Source organism: Amycolatopsis sp. NPDC004772 (genome assembly GCF_053601215.1).
The window spans coordinates 39,816-55,852 of the sequence record NZ_JBSGBK010000057.1 but is presented as its reverse complement, the minus strand read 5'-3'; the positions used below and the strand labels follow the sequence as shown (position 1 = coordinate 55,852).

General features: G+C 71.8%; 12 protein-coding genes and 1 pseudogene. 10 read left to right on the top strand and 3 right to left on the bottom strand.

The window, feature by feature from the left end; genetic code table 11:
- Window positions 1–87 precede the first annotated feature (87 nt).
- Window positions 88–1,089, bottom strand: coding sequence for an ABC transporter substrate-binding protein (locus tag ACWEF6_RS28760; protein ID WP_449685794.1), 1,002 nt, complete (start codon window positions 1,087–1,089; stop codon window positions 88–90).
- A 737-nt stretch (window positions 1,090–1,826) separates the two neighbouring features.
- Here ACWEF6_RS28760 and ACWEF6_RS28755 point away from each other — a divergent pair.
- Entirely contained in the window at window positions 1,827–4,658 is a 2,832-nt protein-coding gene (locus ACWEF6_RS28755) for a helix-turn-helix transcriptional regulator (RefSeq protein ID WP_449685791.1), read from the top strand.
- A 236-nt stretch (window positions 4,659–4,894) separates the two neighbouring features.
- Here the strand turns inward: ACWEF6_RS28755 and ACWEF6_RS28750 are convergent, their stop codons facing one another.
- A complete protein-coding gene (locus tag ACWEF6_RS28750; RefSeq protein WP_449685790.1) occupies window positions 4,895–6,109 on the bottom strand; it encodes an MFS transporter in 1,215 nt (404 codons plus the stop codon).
- A gap of 386 nt (window positions 6,110–6,495) precedes the next feature.
- Here ACWEF6_RS28750 and ACWEF6_RS28745 point away from each other — a divergent pair, with 386 nt between their 5' ends.
- From ACWEF6_RS28745 to ACWEF6_RS28725, 5 genes and pseudogenes are all read left to right on the top strand, one after another.
- Window positions 6,496–7,221, top strand: coding sequence for a (Fe-S)-binding protein (locus ACWEF6_RS28745; protein WP_449685793.1), 726 nt, complete (start codon window positions 6,496–6,498; stop codon window positions 7,219–7,221).
- Between the two features lie 17 nt (window positions 7,222–7,238).
- Window positions 7,239–8,682, top strand: a pseudogene (locus tag ACWEF6_RS28740) (lactate utilization protein B).
- Window positions 8,679–9,260 carry a LutC/YkgG family protein gene (locus ACWEF6_RS28735; RefSeq protein ID WP_449685789.1) on the top strand — a complete coding sequence of 194 codons (582 nt, stop codon included), beginning with the start codon at window positions 8,679–8,681 and terminating at the stop codon, window positions 9,258–9,260. The pseudogene ACWEF6_RS28740 and the gene ACWEF6_RS28735 overlap by 4 nt, the downstream one beginning before the upstream one ends.
- Before the next feature lie 129 nt (window positions 9,261–9,389).
- The gene (locus ACWEF6_RS28730; RefSeq protein WP_449685788.1) at window positions 9,390–10,094 is read left to right on the top strand and encodes an IclR family transcriptional regulator; all 705 of its coding nucleotides are present in this window, start codon (window positions 9,390–9,392) and stop codon (window positions 10,092–10,094) included.
- Window positions 10,095–10,187: 93 nt separating this feature from the next.
- A complete protein-coding gene (locus ACWEF6_RS28725; RefSeq protein ID WP_449685787.1) occupies window positions 10,188–10,739 on the top strand; it encodes an RICIN domain-containing protein in 552 nt (183 codons plus the stop codon).
- A gap of 43 nt (window positions 10,740–10,782) precedes the next feature.
- Here ACWEF6_RS28725 and ACWEF6_RS28720 read toward each other — a convergent pair whose 3' ends face one another.
- Window positions 10,783–11,400 carry a TetR family transcriptional regulator gene (locus ACWEF6_RS28720; RefSeq protein WP_449685786.1) on the bottom strand — a complete coding sequence of 206 codons (618 nt, stop codon included), beginning with the start codon at window positions 11,398–11,400 and terminating at the stop codon, window positions 10,783–10,785.
- A gap of 116 nt (window positions 11,401–11,516) precedes the next feature.
- On the opposite strand from ACWEF6_RS28720, the gene ACWEF6_RS28715 reads away from it, so the two are divergent.
- From ACWEF6_RS28715 to ACWEF6_RS28700, 4 genes are all read left to right on the top strand, one after another.
- Window positions 11,517–13,049 (top strand): acyl-CoA synthetase, encoded by a 1,533-nt coding sequence (locus tag ACWEF6_RS28715; protein ID WP_449685785.1) that lies wholly within the window; start codon window positions 11,517–11,519, stop codon window positions 13,047–13,049.
- A 10-nt stretch (window positions 13,050–13,059) separates the two neighbouring features.
- Window positions 13,060–14,052: an LLM class flavin-dependent oxidoreductase gene (locus tag ACWEF6_RS28710; protein WP_449685784.1), complete on the top strand. Its 993-nt coding sequence runs from the start codon at window positions 13,060–13,062 to the stop codon at window positions 14,050–14,052.
- Window positions 14,053–14,063: 11 nt separating this feature from the next.
- Entirely contained in the window at window positions 14,064–14,819 is a 756-nt protein-coding gene (locus ACWEF6_RS28705; protein ID WP_449685783.1) for an SDR family NAD(P)-dependent oxidoreductase, read from the top strand.
- A gap of 336 nt (window positions 14,820–15,155) precedes the next feature.
- On the top strand, window positions 15,156–15,977 hold the full coding sequence (locus ACWEF6_RS28700; protein ID WP_449685782.1) for an AfsR/SARP family transcriptional regulator: 822 nt from the start codon (window positions 15,156–15,158) through the stop codon (window positions 15,975–15,977).
- The last annotated feature ends 60 nt before the right edge of the window (window positions 15,978–16,037 follow it).

Genomic DNA, 16,037 nt, shown 5'->3' with positions numbered 1-16,037 from the left:
CCGCCGTTCGCCCCTGGGGGCGGTGTTTGTTGTTTGTGCTCCGCCCCCCACCACCCCCCCCCCCCCCCCCACGACCGGGGGCGGCGGTTATCTGCCGGCCTGCGGGCCGATCATCGAGTTGACGTCGATCGGCGACGGGATCGCGCCGAGCTGCAGCAGCAGGTCGGGAACCCGTTGCAGGCGGCGGGAATCCAGGACCGCGCCGTAGCCCGGCAGGGTGAGCAGCTTGGCGGTGTCCTCGTCGATCTTGGCGAACCGCACCAGCAGCGGCTCGACCTTGGCGCGGTCGAACAGGGCGTCGTGCGTCGCCTTCTGCATGGCCCGCTGGAACGCGGCCAGGGTCTTCGGGTTCTCCTTCACCCACTTCCGCGTCGCACCGTAGCCGGTCAGCGGGAAGTCCTGGGTCGCGCCGCTGTTGATGTCGATCACCGGGATCGCGCCGGCCGTCTTGGCGGCCTGCGTGATGTAGGGCTCCGGCAGGTACGCGGCGTCGGCCTGGCCCTGCTGCAGCGCCGCGGCGATGTTGGGCAGCGGGATGAGCACCCATTTCACCTTGCTGAAATCGACGTTGTGATCTTGCATGATCGAACGGGTGAGAAGATCCGACGCGGTGTTCTTGGCCGTGATGGCGATCTTCGCGGTGGCCAGGTCGGTGATTGTTTTCACCGGCGAATTCGGGACCGTGACGATCGCGTTGGACTTCGCGTTGACCGACGTCGCGTCGGCGACCAGCTGCATGTCGGCGGCGCCGGTGCTGCGGGCGGTGAAGAACGGCGGGTAGGTCGAGAACGCGATGTCGACGTCGCCCGAGATCGACTTCGACAACGAGGCCTGGCCGCTGGCGGCGATGACGGACTCGACGGAGAGTCCCTCGGCCTGGAAGTAGCCCTCGTCCTGGGCCAGCCAGAACGGTGCGAGGTCGGTGGTGGGCAGGATCGATACCTTTAGCGCCGACTTCTCCAGCCCGCTGCCGCTCGACGAGGTGCTCGAGCCGGTCGCGCCGAGCGCGCCGCAACCGGTTACGACCGTGACGACCGCGAGAACGAGTGCGGCACGAAAACGGGCATTGGTCCTGACTATTCCGAACAAGGTCTGCTCCTCGAAGGAGATGACAGTTGATGTACCGGCTCCAAGGAAGGTCCGTGATTCACTCCCCGGCGTCAGGCGGGCAACTGTAGGGACCCCGGCAGCCCTTGACAATGCGTGATGCCGCCGGATCCGCGAATTCACCACAATGGCGGCACGAATACTAGATCGACGATCTTGCGCTCCCCGCGGTCACCGAGCGCTCGCCGCGAGACTCGACGCAGGCGCGGACGGGGTGCGAAAAACGTGGCCGGAGGGGCACCGGCAAAGCGGAAACAACAGATCGACTGCCATATCCCGGGACCGCGAACCCGGTGTAGTTGCCGCGCCGAAATCGAACTCGGCGGCGGGTTTTCCCGCCGTTGTCTGCCAACGCAGGTAATAGCCGCGAAGGTGTCGAAATCGTCGATGCCGCCGCCTCGCCGGCGGCGGCCGGCCGGCGCGGGCGAAGTTCACCTGTCCGAGGAAGCGTTGTCAACGGCCTGCGACACAAGGGATTCGTCGGCCGCGCGCCGGGCCGCCCCGCGGCTTGTCCGGACCACTCGCACCGGCTGTGACCTGCGGTTACGGGGCAGAAGATCCGGCGCGCCCGGCCGGGTGAATCACGCCCGGATCACGAATCGGCGCATTTGCCGAATGGGAGGTTTACTCCCCGGGAACGCCGGACGACCGGCCGGCGTTCCGGACCGGCCAAGTGGTCCTCTTGTTGGGGAACAGGTTTTACTTCTAAAATCCCCCGTGTGCGACCGCTTACGGACGGTACGGAGCTACTGGTCGGCCGGGACAGCGAGCTGTCCCGGCTGGTCGCGTGGATCCGGGACGTCGCCGCGGGTCGCGGGCGTGCCGTGCTGGTCGACGGCGAGCCGGGGATCGGCAAGTCCGCGCTGGTCCGGTCCGCCTGTGTGGCGGCCTCCGACGCGGGCTGCCAGGTGTACTGGGGCGCCGGCGACGAGCTCGGGCAGGCCCTGCCGCTGCTGCCGCTGCTGGACGCACTGGAGATCACCCCGGCCACGCGGGATCCCCGTCGTGACGCCGTTTACGAGCTGCTGGGCGGCGGCGCCGTCGCCGGCAAGGGCGCCGACCTCGCCGCCGCGGCCGCCGAGCAGCTGATCGCGCTGGTGGACCAGCTGTGCCAGGACGGCCCGGCCGTGCTGGTCGTCGACGAGCTGCAGTGGGCGGACAGCACGACGGTGGCGGTGTGGAGCCGGCTCGCCCGCCTGGTCCGGCAGCTCCCGCTGCTGCTGATCGGCGTGCTGCGGCCGGTGCCGCGCCGCGACGACCTGCGCTCGCTCTTCCGGATCGTCCGCCCGGCCGAGCGGCTGCGGCTGACCCGGCTCGCGGAACCGGCCGTGCTCGAGCTGGTCGCCGCGCTGGCCGGCGGCAAACCGGGGGCCCGGCTGGAGGAACTGGCCGCCGGGGCCGCCGGGAATCCGTTGTACCTCACCGAACTCGTCGACGCGCTGACCAGGAGTTCCTGCCTGGAGGTGGATCACGCGGGGATCGCGGAGCTGACCGGCGCGGCCACGCCGGACTCGCTGCCGGAGGCGATCGCGGACCGGCTGGGCTTCCTCACCGAACCGGCGCGGGAAGTGCTGCGGACGGCGGCGCTGCTCGGTGTCGGCTTCTCGGTCGCGGACCTGATGACCGTGACGAACTCCTCGCTCGCCGAGCTGCTGCCCGCCCTCGACGAGGCCCGCGCCGCCGGCGTCCTGGTGGCGGCGGGCGACGACCTGGAGTTCCGGCACCCGCTGATCCGCACGGCGTTGTACGACGAGATGCCGACGGCGGTCCGCGTCGCCTGGCACCAGTCCGCCGCGTGGGCGCTGGCCGAGGCGAGCGCCCCGGTCGAGCGGGTGGCGCGGCAGCTGCTGCCCATGGTGTCCACAACGGACACTCGCGTGCCGGTCCCGGACTGGGCCGTGCGGTGGCTGCTGAAGGTGGCCATGCCGTTGATCGGCCAGGCGCCGGTGGTCGCCGTCGCGCTGCTGAGACGGGCGGTGCGGGACGCGCCCCTCGACGACGCGGTCACCGGCGCGCTGGCCTGCCGGCTGGCCGACGCCTATTACCGGGTCGGCAACGTGGCCCAGGCCGAGCGGATCGCCTGCCGTGCCTTGGATCGCGTCCGCGACCCCGACGTGCGCGTCGACCTGCACACGACAGTGGTGCAGAGCCGCGGGACGGCCGGCCGCGCCGCCGAGTCCCTGCCCGCGCTCAACGAGGCGCTGAACCAGCCGGGGCTGCAGGCCCGGCACCGGGCGCGGTTGCTGGTGCTCATCGCGCGGATCCGGCGCGTCCAAGGCGAGATCGACGCTGCCGGCCGGGCCGCCTCCGCGGCCTTGGCGGAGCTCGGCGCGGCCGAAGACCGCTGGGCGACGGGGTGGTCGTTGCACGTGCTGAGCCAGTGCGCGATGGCCCGCGGCGAGTGGGCCGCCGCGCTGCCGCTGTTCGAGCGCGCGATCGCCGTCGTGCGGGGCGACCCCACGCTGATCGAACTCACCCTGCTGCTGCGCATCAACCAGTCGGTCACCTACGGCGCGCTCGACCGCTACGCCGATGCGCTCACCGCGGCCGGGCAGGCGCGCGACCTGGCCGAGCGCACCGGCAGCGAGGCGCGGCTGACCCAGGTCCAGAGCGCGATCGGGCAGCTGATGCTGGGCGCCGGCCGGTGGGACGACGCGCTGGCCGAGGTGGACGTCGTGCCGGACGACCACAAGGACCCGGGCGTGGTGTGCTGCGACCACGGCGTCGCCGCGATCATCCACTTCCACCGCGACGAGTCGGCCGCGGCCCGCCGCCACCTCGACGTCGCGGCGCTGCACTCCGAACGCGTCGGCGACGAGGTGGTGGAATCCCTGGTCCGCGCCCGCAGCCTCGCCTTCGAGCACGCGGGCGCGCCGGACCGGGCGCTCGCCGTGCTGACGGCGGTACCGGCCGGCGAAGACGCGGGGGAGGAGCGCCTCGGCGACGCCGCCCGCCTGGCGATGACGATCGGCGACGTCCGGACCGCGGCGGAGATCGAGGCCCGGGCCCGCGGCATCGCCGCCGACTCGGCGGTCCCGCACCGCCGCGCGCTGGCCCTGTACTGCCGCGGCCTGCTCGAGCGCGACGGGACGACGTTGCTGCGAGCCGCCGACGGCTACGCGGACGCGGGCCGCCCGCTGTCCCAGGCCAAAGCCTTGGAGGCGGCCGCACTGGCCTTCGCCGAAGCCCGGCCGGAAGACCGCGGTTCGGCGCGGGCGGCGTTCATCCGCGCCATCGACCTGTACGCGGAGCTGGACGCCCAGTGGGACGTGGCCAGGCTGCGCGCCCTGTTCCGGGCCCTGGGCATCCGCCGCGGGCCGAAGGTGAAACATCGTGAGGCCACCCACGGCTGGGACAGCTTGACCCCGACGGAGGGCCGGATCGCGGCGCTGGTGGTGGAGGGCCTGTCGAACCCGCAGATCGCGGCCCGGCTCTACCTGTCGCCGCGCACGGTGGGCACGCACGTCTCGCACATCCTCACCAAGCTGGGGGTGCATTCGCGCATCGACATCGCCCGCGAAGCGGCCCGCCACCAGACCGCTTCCGGCTGAGCCACGCCCCGGCCCCGCGGGCCGACCTTGCGGGTGTGCGGGCCGACCCTGCGGGTGTGCGGGCCGACCCTCCCGGCAGGTGGGCCGACCTTCCAGGTGCGCCGGCCGACAGTCGGGTGCGCGGGCCACCCTTGCCGGTGCGCGGGCCGATCCTTCCGCTACCCGCGCAACCGACCGGAACCCGCGCGGGCACGCTGCCCCGCAGCCCCGGGGCAGCGCGTCCCTGCGCGGCGAGATCAAGCAGCGACCTCCGGAGTGTCGTCCTGCGGATGCACGACGCGCGGCGGGGTGGCCGCGGGCTCCGGCTCGGGCGCCGGCTTCGGCTCGGGCGCCGGCTCCGGCTGGGGGGCCGGCTCCGGTGCCGGCGCCGGGGTTCGGCGGAACACCGCGATGTGCCCGCTGACCATCTGGCCGAGCAACACCGCCAGGACCAGCATCAGCGGTGTCCGCCAGGTGCCCGTTCCCGTGTGCAGCCAGCCGCAGACCAGCACCCCGAAGCCCGCGATGACGTACCCCACCCCCTGGACCACCGCGGACAGCGCCACCGAGCTGTCCTTGCTGCGCAGCGAAATGGTCGTCAGCGCGAACGCGAGCGCGCCCATGCCCGTTCCGGTCGCCGCGGCCCACAGCCAGGGGGCCGCCGCGGGCGCCAGGAGCAGCCCTGTGACGCCGATGACGTTCGGCGTGGCCAGGACGACCACCAGCAGGGTCTGGTTGCGCCAGCGGCGCGTCCAGCCCGGCACCAGCCACATCATCGGCAACCCCATCGCCATCGACAGCGCGAGGCACGCACCCGCCGTCGCCGAGGGGACGCCGGCGCTGCGCAGGATGCCGGGCAGCCAGCCCATGACCAGGAACGTCACCGTCGAGATCAGTCCGAAGTGGAGGGTCAACGCCGACGCCCGGACGGCGCCCGGTGCGCTCCGCGGCGGCGCGAACTCGCCGGGCGTGCGCTGCCAGACCTGCTGGGCCACCAGCGCCGAGGCCGCCCACACGCCGAGCGCGAACCGCCACGACGACGACATGACCGCGGTGGGCGTGACCAGCGCGCCGGCCGTGCTGCCCACCCCCAGCCCGAACGTGAACGCGGCGGATCCCTGCGCCAGCAACGGCAGCATGGTGCCGAGCACGGCGATGGACAGGCACGCGAGCGCCGTCCCGATCAGCAGTTCCACCGAACCCCCCAGGACCCGCCCGGCCAGCGACAGGATCAGCCCGACGAGGGCCACGGTGACGGTCCGGTGCGTCCCCACCCGGCTGCACAGCCACGGCGTCGCCCAGCCGCCGAGGCCGATCGCCCACAGCGGCAACGCGACGAGCACCGCGGCGACCAGGCCGCCGGCGACGGAGATGTCCGGCAACGCCGCGCCGAGACTCGTAACGGCCGGCCGCAGGTTGAGTGCGAGAACGAAGATGACCAGAGTGGAGACCGTGGTGGTAGCACGCGACATCGCTCCTCCTCGGGTGTCGAGGCCGGAGCGGCAAACTCCGTAGAGCAATGTTTCGTGCTGCGCGCATTCCAGACATCCGTCACCTGACGGATGAACGAGATTTTGTTGTCCCTCAACGATTACGGGCCTGCGAATGGGCGTGCATCGGCACGGCCGGACGCCCCGAGCGGGGGCCTCTGTCCACTCCGGTCACGGTCCGTGGTGGCGAAATCCCCATCGTGGAACGGGGTCTCCCCAAGTGGCGCAGTGGGGACCCCGGGAACGGCAGCGTCGTCACTGTGGATCACCGTGCGCGGGCACTTGAAACGTAACAATGGGTCGTAGTAGCGTCAACGACCAGAACTTTGAAACCTTTCAATTCGGAGGTGCGCGATGCGGGTGAGCGGATGAAGGTCGCCGTGCTGGTCACCTGCATCAACGACGCGCTGTTCCCCGACACCGGCAAGGCGGTGTTCCGGCTGTTGCGCCGCCTCGGCGTCGACGCGGACTTCCCGCCGGCGCAGACCTGCTGCGGCCAGCCGATGGTCAACACCGGCTACCTCGACGAGGCCGTGCCGGTGGTCCGCGCGTTCACCGACGCGTTCGCCGGGTACGACCACGTCGTCACGCCCTCGGGTTCGTGCGCGGGGTCGGCTCGGCACCAGCACGGCCTGGTCGCCCGGCGCGCGGGGGAGCCGCGGCTGGCCGAGACCGGGCCGAAGGTCCACGAGCTGAGCGAATTCCTCGTCGACGTCCTCGGCGTGACCGACGTCGGCGCGTACTTCCCGCACCGCGTCACCTACCACCCGACCTGCCATTCGCTGCGCATGCTCGGCGTCGGCGACAAGCCGCTGCGGCTGCTGCGGGCGGTGCGCGGCCTCGACCTCGCCGAGCTGCCCGCCGCCGGGGAGTGCTGCGGGTTCGGCGGCACCTTCGCCGTCAAGAACGCCGAGACGTCCACCGCCATGGGCGCGGACAAGGCCCGGCACGTCCGCGCCACCGGAGCCGAGGTGCTGGTGGCGGGCGACAACTCGTGCCTGCTGCACGTCGGCGGCCTGCTGTCCCGGCAGCGGTCCGGCGTCCGCGTGCTGCACCTGGCCGACGTGCTCGCCTCGACCGAGGAGGAGGCGTGAGCGCCACGTTCGTCGGCATGCCCGCCTTCCCGGCGGCGGCCCGGGAAGCGCTCGCCGACACGCAGCTGCGGCGCAACCTCGCCCACGCCACCGGCACCATCCGCGCCAAGCGTGCGGCCGTCGTCGGCGAGGTGGCCGAGTGGGAGGAACTGCGGCTGGCGGGCGCGGCCATCAAGGACAACACCCTGCGCCGCCTCGACGAGCACCTCCTGACCCTCGAAGCGGCGTTGCAGGCGCGGGGCGTGACCGTGCACTGGGCACGCGACGCGCGGGAGGCCTGCGAGGTCGTCGCCGGCATCGCGCGGGACCACGGCGTCGACGAGGTCGTCAAGGTCAAGTCGATGGCGACCCAGGAAATCGGCCTCAACGAGGTGCTCGCCGAGCACGGTGTCACCGCCTGGGAAACCGACCTCGCCGAGCTCATCGTGCAGCTCGGCGACGACCTGCCCAGCCACCTCCTGGTGCCGGCGATCCACCGCAACCGCGCGGAGATCCGGGAGATCTTCCGCCGCGAGATGGCCGCGGCGGGCCGTCCGGCGCCCGAGGGCCTGACCGACGACCCGGCCGAGCTGGCCGACGCGGCCCGGCTGCACCTGCGCGAGAAGTTCCTGCGCGCGAAGGTGGCCGTCTCCGGCGCGAACTTCGCCGTCGCCGAGAGCGGCACCCTGGTCGTCGTCGAATCCGAGGGCAACGGCCGGATGTGCCTGACCCTGCCCGACGTGCTGGTTTCCTTGATGGGGCCTGGAAAAGGTGGTTCCGACGTGGGCCGACCTCGACGTGTTCCTGCAACTGCTGCCGCGGTCGAGCACGGGGGAGCGGATGAACCCGTACACCTCGACGTGGTCCGGGGTGACACCGGGCGACGGGCCGCAGGAGCTGCATGTGGTGCTGCTGGACAACGGCCGCACTCGCGCGCTCGCCGACGAAGCCGGCCGGCAGGCGCTGCGCTGCATCCGCTGCTCGGCGTGCCTGAACGTCTGCCCGGTCTACGAACGGACCGGCGGGCACGCCTACGGGTCGGTCTACTCCGGCCCGATCGGCGCGATCCTCAACCCGCTGCTCAAGGGGGTCGGTGTGGACGAGCAGACCGACTCGCTGCCGTACGCGTCCAGCCTGTGCGGCGCCTGTTTCGAGGCCTGCCCGGTGCGCATCGACATCCCGGAAGTCCTGGTGCACCTGCGGTCCCGGGTGGTCGACGCACACCGCGGCGGGCCCCCGAAACCCGAGGCGGTGGCGATGAAAACGGCGTCCTGGGTGCTGTCGGACGCCCGCCGGCTCGGCGCGGCTGAACGCGGCCTGGGGGTCGCGAACCGGGCCTTGACCCGCTTCGGCCGGCGGCTGGTCCCGGGCGGCCGCCGGGCCCTGTCCCGCCTGCCGTGGCCGGGTTCACTGTGGACGACCAGCCGCGACCTGCCCGCGCCGCCGCCCGAGTCCTTCCGGTCCTGGTGGCGAAAGCGATGAGCGCGCGGGAAGGGATCCTCGCGGCCGTCCGTGGCGCACTGCGGGACGCCGACCGCACGGAAGCCGTGGTACCCCGCGGATATCGCTCGGCCGTCGCGGACGTCGCGTTGTTCGCCGAGCGCGTGGCCGACTACCGGGCCACCCTCACCCGGTGCACCGCCGCCGAGCTGCCGGACGCGCTCCGCGCGGCGCTGGGACCGGCGCGGAAAGTGCTGGTACCGGAGGGGTTCCCGGTTGGCATCGAGGGGTCGCCGCCGGTGGCGAGCACCGCCGGGCCGGCCGGGTTCGACGCCGTCGTCACCACGGCGGCGCTGGGCATCGCGACCACCGGCACGATCGTCCTCGACCACGGGCCGGGGCAGGGCCGGCGGGCGCTCAGCCTGCTGCCGGACGTGCACGTGTGCGTGCTCCGGGCGGAGCAGATCGTGCCGGGGGTGCCGGAGGCGGTGGCCGCGCTGGACCCGGCGCGCCCGCAGACCTGGATCAGCGGGCCGAGCGCCACCAGCGACATCGAGCTGACCCGGGTGGAAGGCGTGCACGGGCCGCGGAGCCTGCACGTCATCGTCGTCACGGCGTGACCGGGGCGGTGGCCCGGGCCGCCGCGTTCCTGAGAAGTCCCTGTGGGTTCGTATCAGGGGAAAACCCGGTCCCCTCCGGATATCGCCGGCGATCTTCATCCTGCCGGGCGTCCGGGGAGGAGGGCATCGATGGAATCCGGAGAACACCGGGGGCGGGGCGTGCTGGAGGGGGCGTTCCGCGTGCTGGAGGCGTTGTCCCGGTCCGCCGACGGCAGCAGGCTGGCCGATCTCGCCCGCGCGGTGCGCCTGCCCAAAGCCACCGTGCACCGGCTGCTCGAACAGCTCGTTTCGCTCGGGGCGGTGCACCGGCACGAACAGCGGTACTTCATCGGGCGGTCGCTCGCCCGGCTCGGGGCGGCCTGGAACCCGGATCCCCGGCTGCAGCACGCGGCCCGGGAGCCGGTGCAGGTGCTCGCCGCCCTCACGGGCACCGCGGTCGTGGTGACGGTGCTGCACGAAGACCGGGTCCGGGTGGTCGCCGAAACCCGGTGCGGGAGCGTCGAATTCCCGCCGATGCGGCCGGGGGACACCCTGCCGGACGCCACGGCGGCCGGAAAGGTCCTCCTCGCCGGCCGGGCCGCCGGCGACCGCCTGCCGGTGGAGCGGCGGCGCCGGCAGATCCTGGCCAGGGTCGGCGGCCCGTGGCTGGCCGAGCAGCACCCGGCCGGCGTTTCCTGCGTGGCCGCCCCGATCTGGCACCCGGACGGCTCCTTCGCCGGTTCGGTCGGCGCGGTCGTGGTGCGCCGGACCGCACCGGGCGGCCTCGCCGAGCTGGTCCGGCGGGCGTCGCAAGAGATCACCGACCGGCTCCCGCACCCCCGGTCGTTCCGCTGACCGAGACGAGCGTTTCCGGCCGCCGGGGCGGCGGGCCCAGAATCCCGGAACCGGGCCCACCGGGGCCCGGGTTTTCTCGGGAGGGGAAGCGAAATGAACGGAATCGTCCGGCGGATCGCCGCGTCGATCGTGTCGGCCGGCCTGGCCGGCGCCGCCTTGCTCGCCGGCTCGCCGGCGAACGCGGCGCCCGACTACGGTCCCTACCTGTTCATCAGCAACAGCAGCCACCTGTGCATGGACGTGGTCGGCGGCGACCGCGCCAGCGGCGCTCGCATCCAGCAGTGGTACTGCTGGGGAGGGGCGCCGCAACGCTGGACCGAAGAGTACGTGATGACCATCGGCGTGACGCACTACTACCGGCTCCGCAACCTGGAAACCGGCAAGTGCCTCGACGTCCCCGGCGGGGATTCCGCGCCGGGTGTCCTTCTGCAGCAGTGGGATTGCTGGGCCGACGCCCGGCAGGGCTACATGCAGCTGTGGGCGGTGGAGACCCAGCCGTTCTCCCCGCCGGTCCCGACGTCGCGCGTGAAGAACCTGATGACCGGGCGCTGCGTGGACGACAAGGACTGGAGCAACACCCCGGGCACGCTCCTGCAGCAGTGGACGTGCGAGGACACGCCGCCCCAGCAGTGGCACATCCCCTGACCCGGGTGCGGGCCGCCGTGCCGGGCACGGCGGCCCGTGGGCGTCAGCCGACCAGGCGGGGGAACAGCTCCCGCACCCCGCGCCGCAGGTCGTCGAGCGCGGTCTCCTCGTCGGCCAGGTGGCGCAGCAGGGCCTGCTGGAACAGCCCGTCGAACAGCGCGTACGCGTCCGCCGCCGAGCACGTCGGCTCGGCGTCCGCGAGGCCGGCGTACGCGGTCACGTTGCGCCAGATCATGTCCCGCAGGCTGTCGTCGATCTCGGCGACGTCCTCGCGGAAGGCCGGCTCGAACAACGACTGCGTGCGCAGGTCGTACCACATGCGGTGCATCAGGGGCGCCTCGCCGAGCGCGGTGGCGAGGCCGTCCGCGCACGCCGCCGCCAGCTCGGCCGCCGTGGCCGCCTCGCCGACGCCGCCCTCGTAACGCTGGACGCACGCCGCCTTGTAGCGGCGGACGCAGTAGGTGATCAGCTCGACCTTGTCGGCGAAGTAGTAGTGCAGCAGGCCGTGGGAGAACTTCGTGTGCTCCGCGATCGTGCGCAGGCTGGTGCGGGCGTAGCCGAGGTCGGCCAGGGCCAGGAGCGCCGCGTCGGCCAGCTCCCGGCGGCGGTCCTCGAACTTGTCGGCTGGGGTCCGGCGCCTCACGGCGGCTGCGCTGGTCACGACCCCGAAGATACCATCCGGCCGTTTTCTGACCAATCGTCCAAGAAAATCTTGACATTCGTCCAAATGGCGGTCATGGTCTTCACCAGCCGCCGGCGATGTCGGGAGGGACGACGATGTCTCTGTTCTTCTACCTGGAGAAAGGCGCCTCCCTGGACCCCGGGGCGCCCTGCTTGACCCTCGACGGGGTCACCCGGTCCTACGGCGAGGTCGTCGAGCTCGCCGAAGCGGTCGCCCGCGCGTTGCGGCGCTCCGGCGTCGCCCCGGGGGACAAGGTCGGCATCCTCTCGGCCAACGACCCCACCGCGTTCACCTGCGTCTTCGGCATCTCCCGGGCCGGCGCGGTGTGGTGCCCGATCAACCCGCGCAACGCCGCCGGCGAGAACGCCGAGCTCCTGGACCTGTTCGACTGCGCCACCCTGGTCTTCCAGCCCGCCTTCGAAGACCTGGTCCGCCGGATCGCCCCGCAGCTGCCGAAGCTGACCACGCTCGTCCGCCTCGGCGACGGCGACGCCTTCGCGCCCGGCTTCGACGACTGGCTCGGCCGGGCGGAAGACGACCCGCCCGCGGTGGCCGACCCGCCCGGCGACGTCGTCGCCCTGGTGGGTACCGGCGGCACCACCGGACGTCCCAAAGGCGTCATGCTCACCGACCGCAACCTCGAGGTGATGTCGGCGATCACGCTGATGAGCTACCCCTTCGAGGGCCGTCCGGTCTACCTGGCCCTGGCCCCGCTGACGCACGCGGCCGGCGTCCTGTGCTTCCCGGTCCTGGCGCGCGGCGGCGAGGTCGTCATCATGCCGAAGCCCGACGTCGGCCGGTTCCTGGAGCTGATCGGACACCACCGCGTCACGCACACGTTCCTGCCGCCGACGCTGATCTACCTGGTGCTCGGCCACGAAGCCCTCGACCGCACGGACCTCTCGTCGCTGCAGTGCTTCTGGTACGGCGCGGCCCCGATGTCGACGGCCCGGCTCACCGAAGCGCTCGACCGGATCGGGCCGATGGCGCAGCTGTTCGGCCAGTCCGAGGCCCCGATGATGATCTCGACGATGGCCCCGGCCGAACACCGGCGGCCCGACGGCACCGTCCACACCGGACGGCTGTCCTCGGCCGGGCGGCCGTCGCCACTGGTCACCGTGGCGATCCTCGACGGCGACGGAAACCCGGTCCCGCCGGGGGAACGCGGTGAAATCTGCGTGCGCGGCTCGCTGGTGATGGCCGGCTACTACCGCGACCCGGAAGCCACGGCGGAGGCGTCGGCCCACGGCTGGCACCACACCGGCGACATCGGGTTCCTCGACGGCGAAGGCTTCCTCCACATCGTCGACCGGGCCAAGGACATGGTCATCACCGGTGGGTTCAACGTCTATTCCGCCGAGGTCGAGCAGGCGGTGCTGGCCCACGACGCGGTCCGCGACTGCGCCGTGGTCGGCCTGCCCGACGACAAGTGGGGCGAGCGCGTCACCGCCGTCGTCCAGCTGAGACCCGGTGCCGAACTGGACACCGGGGAGCTGATCGCGTTCGTCAAGGACCGCATCGGCAGCGTCAAGGCCCCGAAGCAGGTCGAAGTCTGGCCGGACCTGCCCCGCTCGACCGTCGGCAAGGTGCTCAAGGCCGACATCCGCACCACCCTCGCCACCCGCTGAAGGAGAACACATGAAACTCGCGCTCTACCTGCCGAACTTCCGGGACAAGGTGACCGTGCGGGAGCTCGAGGACCTCACCGCGCTGGCCGAGGACCTCGACTTCGACTCCGTCTGGACGCTCGACCGGATCATCGTCCCGGAGACGTCGGACACCCAGGAGATGCAGTACGCGTTCGGCATGATCGAGGGCTTCCCCAAGGGCCTGCCGGTCAGCTCGCGCGGCGAATTCCTCCAGGGCATGCCGCTCATCCCGTGGCTCGCGGCGAAGACGTCGAAGGTGCGGATCGGGATGAGCATCATCGACACGCCCTACCGCTCGCCCGGCGTCCTCGCCGCGGAACTGGCGACCATCGACCACCTCTGCGGCGGCCGGCTCAACGTCGCCGTCGGCTCCGGCTGGATGCCCGAGGAGTTCGCCGCCGCGAGCGCGTCGCACCTCTTCCCGAAGCGGCACAAGCACGTCCGGGAAACCCTGGAGATCATGCAGGGCATCTGGACCAACGACCTGTTCGAGTACCACGGCGAGTTCGCCGACTTCCAGCGCAGCGGGTTCGGCGCCAAGCCGGTGCAGAAACCGCACCCGCCGATCTTCTTCAGCGGCCTCAAGGACGCGAAGCGGTCGGCCGCGCGCATCGCGAAGTACGGGCTCGCCGGCTGGATCGGCATCCAGGACTCGCCCGAGGACATCACGAGGTGGCGCACCGAGATCCAGCGCGAGCTCGAGGCCCTCGACACCCCGCGGTCGGTCGACGACCTCGAGATCGCCAGCATGATCTGGTTCGTCATCACCGACCAGGATATGGACCAGAGCCCGCTGGGCAAGGGCACCAACCTGCTCGTGGGCTCGCAGGCGCAGATCACCGACCGGCTCAAGCGCTACCGGGAAGCCGGGCTGACGATGCCCTTCCTGTGGCCGCCCTTCCAGGACGTCCCGGTGGCGAAGACGCTCGACGACCTGAAGCGCCTCAAGGAAGAAATCCTCCCCAAGATCGACGCGATGTGAAAGGGATCAGCATGTCCGAACTCGAGGGAAAGCGCGTCTTCGTCACCGGCTCCGGTGCCGGTATCGGCAAGGCGATCGCGGCGCTGTTCACCGAACGCGGGGCCCGGGTCGTCGTGAGCGACCTCGACTCCCTCGCGGCCAAGCAGGCGGCCGGCGAGATCGGCGCCGCGGGGGTCGCCAACTGCGACGTCACCGACGAAACCCAGGTCCAGTCGGCGATCCAGCAGGCGGTCGACCTCCTCGGCGGCTTGGACGTCCTGGTCAACAACGCGGGCATCGAGGTGTCGTCCCCGCTGCTGCAGCAGCCGACGGAGAGCTTCGACCGGATCTTCGCGGTCAACGTCCGCGGCACGTTCGTGACGATGAAGGCGGCGGCCCCGCACCTGGTGGAGTCCAAGGGCAACATCGTCAACATCGCCTCGATCGCCGGGATCGGCGGCAGCCCGCTGCTCGGGTCCTACTGCGCGACGAAGGCGGCGGTGATCCAGCTGACCCGCGTGGCGGCGGTGGAGATGCGCCCGACGGGGGTGCGGGTCAACGCGGTCTGCCCGGGCTTCGCGGACACGGCCATGGTCGAACGCCTGGTCCCGGACTTCGAGGCGGCCACGCAGGTCCCGTTCGGCGACCTCGTCGCGGCCAAGCAGGGCCGGCTGGGCACCCCGCAGGACATCGCGGAGGTGACGGCGTTCCTGGCCTCGGACCGGGCGAGCTGGATCACCGGCAGCCACTACGTCCTCGACGGCGGGTTGACGGCGTCGCTGGTCTGACGCGCAGGTGCCCGGCCGGTTCGGTGACGAACCGGCCGGGCATCGGTGTGCGGACGGTCCGACAGCGGTTCGCGTGGGTGTGAACGGCCGGCCGGAACCGGCCGAATAGGACAGTTCCGGCCCGGGGCACGGAGCCGAAGTGACGGAATACCCCGTCCGACGCTTTCTCAAACGACTACTTTTCGTGACAATCCTTCGTCTTTCCCCCTCGTTGCAACGGAATTCCCGGTGATCCGTGTACGGATCGTGAGAATTCCGTGATCATGTAACGGTCCCGCGGCGTGGCGTCTCGGTACTCCACGAAACCATCTCCGACCCGCGTTTGGGGGACATCCCATGCTCGTCGACGTCACCACCACCCGGTCCGCTCTCTTCCGCCCGGACGCGCAGGTCTGGCCGTCCGCACCCGAGCGTCCGATCGGGACGTCCGAAGAGGCCACTCCGGTGGGCGAACTCAGTCTGCTCGGCGGGTTCCGGCTCGTGCTGCGCGGAGAACTGGTCGACGTGAGCACGACCGGGCAGCGGCTCGTCGCCGTCCTCGTCTGCCACTCCGGCTCGGTCGCGCGGCGGCAGATCGCGCACCTGCTGTGGCCCGACGCCACCACCGCGCGCGCCCACGCCAATCTACGCACCGTCATCTACCGGCTGGAACGAACCTGTCCGGGCCTGATCGTCGTGTGCGGCTCGTACCTGCGGCTCGCCGGCGGGCTGCGCATCGACCTGGACGAGACGACCGCGCTGGCCAACCGGATCCTCGCCACCGAAGGCCCGCTGCCCGCGGCGGTGCGCACCGAAGCCCTCGACGCCGGCTTCCACCACGACCTCCTGCCCGACCTCGACGACGAATGGCTGCTGGAGTACCAGACCCGCTACCACCAGCTCCGGCTGGCCGCGCTGGAAACCCTGTCCCGCCGCCTGGCCGGCGAGGGCCTGCCCGGCGCGGCCGTCTGCACGGCGTTGGCGCTGGTGCAGGCGGATTCCCTGCGCGACAGTGCACACCAGACGCTCATCCGGGCCTGCTTGGTGCAGGGAAACCAGCAGGAAGCGCTTTCCTACTTCGCCGACTACCAGCGGATCTTCCGCGACGAACTGGGCGTCGAACCCGCTTCCAGCATCGGCCAGCTGCTCGACGAACCGGCCGCCGACCTCGACGTGTGACGCTCGGAGAACGGTGCGCCGACGGCGTCGCCGTCACTCTTGCGAGTGAATGTTCCCCGG

What these genes read in the sequence shown, in the direction of transcription:
- ACWEF6_RS28750 (WP_449685790.1), bottom strand. Translation starts at nt 6,109, where the DNA reads ATGTCGCGTGCTACCACCACGGTCTCCACTCTGGTCATCTTCGTTCTC.
- ACWEF6_RS28745 (WP_449685793.1), top strand. Translation starts at nt 6,496, where the DNA reads ATGAAGGTCGCCGTGCTGGTCACCTGCATCAACGACGCGCTGTTCCCC.
- ACWEF6_RS28735 (WP_449685789.1), top strand. Translation starts at nt 8,679, where the DNA reads ATGAGCGCGCGGGAAGGGATCCTCGCGGCCGTCCGTGGCGCACTGCGG.
- ACWEF6_RS28730 (WP_449685788.1), top strand. Translation starts at nt 9,390, where the DNA reads ATGGAATCCGGAGAACACCGGGGGCGGGGCGTGCTGGAGGGGGCGTTC.
- ACWEF6_RS28725 (WP_449685787.1), top strand. Translation starts at nt 10,188, where the DNA reads ATGAACGGAATCGTCCGGCGGATCGCCGCGTCGATCGTGTCGGCCGGC.
- ACWEF6_RS28715 (WP_449685785.1), top strand. Translation starts at nt 11,517, where the DNA reads ATGTCTCTGTTCTTCTACCTGGAGAAAGGCGCCTCCCTGGACCCCGGG.
- ACWEF6_RS28710 (WP_449685784.1), top strand. Translation starts at nt 13,060, where the DNA reads ATGAAACTCGCGCTCTACCTGCCGAACTTCCGGGACAAGGTGACCGTG.
- ACWEF6_RS28705 (WP_449685783.1), top strand. Translation starts at nt 14,064, where the DNA reads ATGTCCGAACTCGAGGGAAAGCGCGTCTTCGTCACCGGCTCCGGTGCC.
- ACWEF6_RS28700 (WP_449685782.1), top strand. Translation starts at nt 15,156, where the DNA reads ATGCTCGTCGACGTCACCACCACCCGGTCCGCTCTCTTCCGCCCGGAC.